The organism is Pigmentiphaga sp., from assembly GCF_019689535.1.
In the GTDB taxonomy this organism is placed as follows: domain Bacteria; phylum Pseudomonadota; class Gammaproteobacteria; order Burkholderiales; family Burkholderiaceae_B; genus Pigmentiphaga.
Genome location: NZ_JADGHH010000208.1, coordinates 1 through 5,864, shown reverse-complemented (window position 1 = coordinate 5,864; position 5,864 = coordinate 1). Strand labels below are relative to the sequence as shown.

Below are 5,864 nucleotides of genomic sequence, written 5' to 3'. Positions count from 1 at the left end.
TGACCTGGCGCACAGTTACGGCACAGAGTTCGCCCTGCGCCTGCCGCAGTGGGAATGGCTGGCGGTGTTCGTGGCCGGGGTCTCCGCACTGGGAGCGCTGTCGGCCAGATGGTCGGTCACCCGCAATACGCGGTTCTAGAACGCAGCGGAACTGGCTTCGTCCATGCTGGAACGAGAACTCAAGTTTGCCATTCCCAAGGCGTCGCGCGAGAGTATTGCGGCTGCGGTCGGGGCGGATTCGGAGCGGGACCATCTCCGGGCCCAGTATTTCGATACGGCAGACCGCCGGCTGGCCAAAGGCAGAGCGGCGATCCGGCTGCGGCTGGAACGCGGCGAGTGGGTGCAGACCTTCAAGATGGCCGGCGCCGATGCCTTATCGCGTATTGAACTGAATCACCCTTGCCCGGCGCGCCGCCTGGATCTTTCGGTCTATGCCGGGACGCCAGCCGAGGCGGTGCTCGCCGGCCTGGCCGACCAGCTGGGCGTTCGCTACGAAACCGACGTCCGCCGCAGTACCCGGGTCGAGCAGACCGCGGCGGGCATGGTCGAGCTTGCATTCGACGTGGGCGTGATACGGGCCGGTGAGCTCGAGTTGCCCCTCTGTGAGCTGGAGTTCGAGCTGATTTCGGGGCAGCCTTCGTTCCTGTTCTCGGTAGCTGGCCGGTGGCTGACGCCATACGGGCTGGTCATGGACTTACGCAGCAAGGCCGAGCGGGGAGATGCGCTGGCCAACGCCGCGGCCCGTATCGAGGCCGCCGCACCGGGGGACCGCCACGCGATGCGCGAGACCGAGCTCGCGCTGTTGCGAGCGCCGCGTGTCGCCCGGCGCATGAATTCAGCATCCCATATGACGCCGGCCGAGGCATTGGCCGCGGCGACGGCCGAGTGCATCGAACACATCGCCCGCAATGCCGAGCCCCTGGCCGCTGTCTGGGGGACGCCAGGCGCGGGGAGGACCGATGCCTGCCACGCGCGCCAGCTGCGCGCCGGCTTGCGTCGCCTGCTTGGCGCATGGCGCCTTTGCAGGCACGCCGGCGGTCTGCCGCCCGCGCCGCTGCGGGTAGCGGCCTGCGCGTATTGCGGGTTATTGGGTCGCAGTACGGGAGCGGGAAGCACGGAGGCCGCCAAGCTGGCGGCCTCCGCGGCGTTCCAGGCGTGGTTGCTGGGCTTGCTGGCCTGGAACGTGGGTGCGCGGGAAGGCTGGAGCGCCTGATACGCGGCGGAATGACGCGCCCGGAGCCCGGCGACGGCCGGGACTGGCGGTCAATCCGCAACGATGCCGTTCTCGGCTATGAACGCTTTCCAGCGCGCGACATCGCGGGCGATCATCTCGGACAACTCGCCCGGCGAGCTCGAGGTGGGCACCATGCCTTGCTTCAGGAGCGTCTCGCGAACGTCCGGCAATCCTATGATGGCCGCCGCGTGGCGATTGAGCTCGTCGACGATGGCTGCCGGCGTGCCGGCGGGCGCGGCGAGCCAATAATACATATCGATGTCCAGGCTCTCCAGACCCAGTTCGCCGAAGCTCGCCACATCCGGGGCCAACTCGGAACGTTTCTGCCCCGATACGCCAAGGATCCGGACCTTGCCGGTGGCGGCAAGAGGCAGGGCGGTGTGCACCGGCAGCACCATCATCTGAATCTGGCCGCTCATCAGGTCTGTGCTGGCGCCGGCCGCTCCCTTGTAGGGCACGTGCACGATGTCGAGCTTCAGGTGGTTCTTCAGGATCTCCATCGCCAAGTGCTGAGGCGTTCCCTTGCCGGGCGAGCCATAGTTGAGCTGCCCCGGCCGGGCGCGAACGTAGGCAACGAGTTCGTCGAAGCTGGATACCGGCACCGCCGAGGGGTTGATGGCCAGGGCCAGATTGCCAATGGTCATCCGGGCGATGGGAGCGAAGTCCTTGACGGGGTCGTAAGGCAGACTCTTGTACAGCGCCGGCGTGATGGTGAAGGTGTTGACGGTCACCATCAGGGTGTAGCCGTCGGCGGGCGACTTGGCGACCTGGTCGGCGCCAATGTTGCCGCTGGCGCCCGCTTTGTTGTCGACCACCACCGGCTGTTTCAACCGTTCGCTGAGCCGGGGCGCGATCGTGCGCGCGATGATGTCGATACCCGAGCCGGCCGTGAACGGTACGACCAGGGTCACGGGGCGGACAGCGAACGTGCTGTCGGACGGCGCCGCCGAAGCTATCCAGGGAACCGCCAATGCCACGGCGCCAAGTATCAGCCGGCAGGGCTTCATCGGGCATCTCCTTCAGGCGCCGGCTGCCGCAGCTCGTCTTCGAGCCCGAGCAACTTGAGGGCGTTGAGCAGATAGATCTTTTTCTTTTCGTCCTCTGTCAGGTTCAGCGATTCGATCGATCGTATTCCTTCGCGTATGAACATGGGGCCTTCCTCCGGATCGAAGGGGCAGTCGCTGGCGAAGACCACTTTGTCGCTGCCGAAGAAATCCAGGCCGCAGCGCAGCGCCGATGCCGAACCGCCCAGTACTGTGTCGGCATAGAACATCTTGAAGTAATCGATCGGTTTCTTGGCCATGCGCTCGAGCAGGCCGCTGTAGTCCTCATCCGCGCTGCGGCTGCCGAGCTGGGCCCATAGCGTTTCGGCGCGGCCACCGAAGTAGGGGATCATCGCGCCGCAATGATGTGTGATGACTCGCAGATCGGGCAGGCGATCGAAGATCTGCGAAAACACCATGCGTGCCATGGCGACGCTCGTGGCATACGGCCAGCCCAGCACTTGCCAGATTTCGAACTTGGATTTGTCCTCGACCGGATAATCCGCCTGAGAGGCCGGCCGGAACGGGTGCATCCACACTGGCACGCCGTGTACCTGGGTGGCACGCTCGAAGACCGGAAAGAATTCCGGGTCGTCGAGCGGGCGGCCGTTCACGCTGGTCGTGACCTGGATGCCCCGGGCGCCCAGCTGATTGATCGCCCTGTCCATTTCCTCCAGCGCAGCGGGGACGTTGTTCATCGGCAGCGCCGCGACGAACGCCGGAAAGACTTTAGGATTTTTCTCGACGATGGCTGCCATCTCGTCGTTGGCCACGCGCGCGAAGCCGGGGGAGGCGTCGGCATCGCCCAGCGCTTCGGGGGGAGGCAGGGCCAGGGTCAGGACCTGCTGCATGTCGGGCCACTGCGAGAGCATTTCCATGCGTGCCTCCATGTCCCACAGCATGCGCAGGTTGCTCATGCGCTTGACGATGCCCGGGTCTTTGGAGTGTGTCTTCATTATTTCCAGGTAACGCGACGGCATTACATGGCTGTAGATATCGATCTTTCTCATGCGTGTTCCTTGGCTGCGGCCAGCGGCACGGTCAAAGGGTCATAGGAATAAAGCCATTCCGAACGGGTCTTGTTCATGTTCTTTTCGTGAAAGGCGCGACGCATCTCGGCTTCGTCTTCGATGCGATAGAGATCGCGGTTCCGTGCCGACTCGTGCACGACGGCCGCCGTGCGCTCCAAGCGGCCGTTCTGATAGCTTTGCAAGGCGTCGGATACGTTGTCGATCGCGGCGAGGCAGCGCGCCAGCACGGCTCCGTCCTCGATGGCCATGGCGGCTCCCGATGCGAGGTACGGCAGCGTCGGGTGAGCCGCATCGCCGAGCAGCGTGGCGCGGGCGGTGCTCCAGTTATGTACCGGCGTGCGATGGTTGAGGGCGTAGCGATAGCACCCATCGCGGTCGATCGCGTCAATCACCATCTGGATCGTGGGGTGCCAGCCTTCGAAGTCCGCCTTCAGGTCTATCCATGGGCGCTTCTGTGTCCAGGATTCATTCTCCGGGTGCGGATACTCGACCAGGCCCACGAAATTGAGCAGCTTGCGGGCCCGCAGGTAGTACATCACGGCGTGCTTCTTGGGGCCGCACCAGACGGCCGAAACCGTGTCCATGATGTCGGGCGGCAGGCGGTCCGTAGGGATGACGGCGCGCCAGGCGATGTCCCCGGTGTAGCTGACCGGTGTCGGTCCGAGAATCTGGGCCCGGATCGTCGATTTGATCCCATCCGCACCGACGAGGACGTCCCCGCTGACCCGGCGTCCGTCGGCCAGGTGTAGCGTCACGCCATGTTCGTTCTCTTCGAACCGGTCGGCGCGCGCGCCCAGGACGATGCTCTCCGGATCCATTTTCAGAACGGCCCTGGCGAGCAGGTCGTGAAGGTCGGCGCGGTGGATGTGGAAATACGGAGCGCCGTGGCGTCGCTCGTGTTCCTGACCGAGGGGAATCCGATGCATGAGTTCGCCCGTATCGAAGCGGCGGAACTCGAAGGACTGGGGGCGCACGACGGTTTGCTCGAGCGCCTCCCGCAGTCCCAGGTCGTACAGCACCTTGACGGCATTTGCGCTGGACTGCACGCCGGCGCCGACCTCGCCAAGCGCCGGCGCTTGTTCGAAAACGCGTACGGGGAGCCCGCGCTGGAGAAGGCACGCGGCGGCGGTCAAGCCGCCGATTCCGGCGCCGACGATCAGGGTCAGGGGATGTTTCTTCATCTTCGGTACAGTCAGTCAGCGGTGATTCGGGATTGCTTGATGACCTGGGCCCAGCGCGTGTATTCACTCGCTACGAGGCTGGAAAAGGCCGAGGGCGTGCCGGGCGCGACGATCAATCCTTGCTTGTCCAGGCTTTGTTTGACCTCGCGCATGGCGAGGATTTCGTTGACCTCGCCGTTCAGGCGGGTCACGACGGCCTCCGGCGTATTCTTGGGCGCCAGCAGGCCGAACCATAGATCGACTTCCGCCCCGCGCACCCCTTGTTCGGCGAGGGTAGGGACGTCGGGCATGACGTCGATCCGCCTTTCCTGCGTCGCGCCTTTCCTGCGTCGTGGCCAGCACCCGCAGCTTCCCGGCCTGTTTGTGCGCCAGCGCGGTGTTTGCCGGGAGGATCATGGCCTGGACCTGCCCACCGAGCAGGTCGGTAACGGCCCCAGCCGAACCGCTGTAGGGGACGTGCATGAGGTCCACGCCCGCGTGCAGCTTGAAAAGCTCCATTGCCAGGTGCTGCGGCGTGCCATTGCCTGGTGATGCATAGGCATACTGGGCCGGCCGGTCGCGGAAGAGCTGTATGGCTTGCGCAAGCGAGGTTGCCGGAAAATCCGGATGTACCGCGAACACCAGCGTTCCGACGGCAACCCGGCCGATCGGCGCGAAACTCTTCAGGGGGTCGTAGGGGACGGTTTTGAAGAGACTGGGGTTCATCACGAAGGTGCTGACCGTCATGAGCAGCGTGTAGCCATCGGGTGCGGCATTGGCCACATAGCCGGTGCCGATGTTGCCGCTGGCTCCGGGGCGGTTTTCGACGACGACGGGCTGGCCCAGCTTTTGCGACAGCTTCGGCCCGATGGTGCGTGCCAGGGTGTCCATGCTGGTGCCTGGTGTGTAGGGCACGACGATCGTGACCGGTCGTTCGGGCCACGCAGCGGTGGCGTGCAAGGGCGAAAAGCTTGCCGAGGCCAAGATGAGAGCCATCATCAGCGCGCGGGGGGGCAGCAAGGCGGGAAAGGTCATGTCATGTCCCTTCGGTTCGAATTGCCGGACCACAGCTGACGTAGCAGACGGCAAGGCCTCCGTCAGCCACGCTGACCGTGAAGTCATGAAGCCCGGGCGAAAAGCGTCCCCGCCCTCGCCTTGATAGGCGCTGGCCTCGTTTCCATCAGCGGGCAGCAAGCCCGGATACTGAATGCGCGGAGCAGCCGGCGCTGCCCGTCATGCGGGCATTGCGGCCAGAATCATTTCGCTTTGCGCGCCATCGGTTCTTGTCTCCGTAGTCGTGCTTTTGTGTCCTCGGCGACCTCGCTTCGCCTCTTGGTGTGCGATCGATTCTATGGAGGGGGTGTTAATTTGTCTAATATATGTCTTATATCTATTG

General features: G+C 64.6%; 5 protein-coding genes and 2 pseudogenes. 2 read left to right on the top strand and 5 right to left on the bottom strand.

From position 1 onward, the window contains the following. A pseudogene (locus IRZ12_RS15020) lies at positions 1-139 on the top strand (ABC transporter permease); the annotation flags it as partial. Between the two features lie 24 nt (positions 140-163). Beyond that, the gene (locus IRZ12_RS15015; RefSeq protein WP_296470033.1) at positions 164-1,213 is read left to right on the top strand and encodes a CYTH domain-containing protein; all 1,050 of its coding nucleotides are present in this window, start codon (positions 164-166) and stop codon (positions 1,211-1,213) included. A 50-nt stretch (positions 1,214-1,263) separates the two neighbouring features. Here the strand turns inward: IRZ12_RS15015 and IRZ12_RS15010 are convergent, their stop codons facing one another. The 5 genes and pseudogenes from IRZ12_RS15010 to IRZ12_RS17595 form a co-directional block, all read right to left on the bottom strand. Then, a complete protein-coding gene (locus IRZ12_RS15010; protein ID WP_296470030.1) occupies positions 1,264-2,241 on the bottom strand; it encodes a tripartite tricarboxylate transporter substrate binding protein in 978 nt (325 codons plus the stop codon). Continuing rightward, complete coding sequence (locus IRZ12_RS15005; protein WP_296470027.1) at positions 2,238-3,287, bottom strand: amidohydrolase family protein; 1,050 nt, start codon at positions 3,285-3,287, stop codon at positions 2,238-2,240. The genes IRZ12_RS15010 and IRZ12_RS15005 overlap by 4 nt, the downstream gene beginning before the upstream one ends. Next, positions 3,284-4,489, bottom strand: coding sequence for an FAD-dependent monooxygenase (locus tag IRZ12_RS15000; RefSeq protein ID WP_296470024.1), 1,206 nt, complete (start codon positions 4,487-4,489; stop codon positions 3,284-3,286). Before IRZ12_RS15000 ends, IRZ12_RS15005 begins: the two co-directional genes overlap by 4 nt. An 11-nt stretch (positions 4,490-4,500) precedes the next feature. Next, complete coding sequence (locus IRZ12_RS14995) at positions 4,501-4,779, bottom strand: tripartite tricarboxylate transporter substrate binding protein (RefSeq protein WP_296470020.1); 279 nt, start codon at positions 4,777-4,779, stop codon at positions 4,501-4,503. A 106-nt stretch (positions 4,780-4,885) separates the two neighbouring features. After that, positions 4,886-5,359: pseudogene (locus IRZ12_RS17595) on the bottom strand (tripartite tricarboxylate transporter substrate-binding protein); the annotation flags it as partial. Positions 5,360-5,864: the final 505 nt, after the last annotated feature.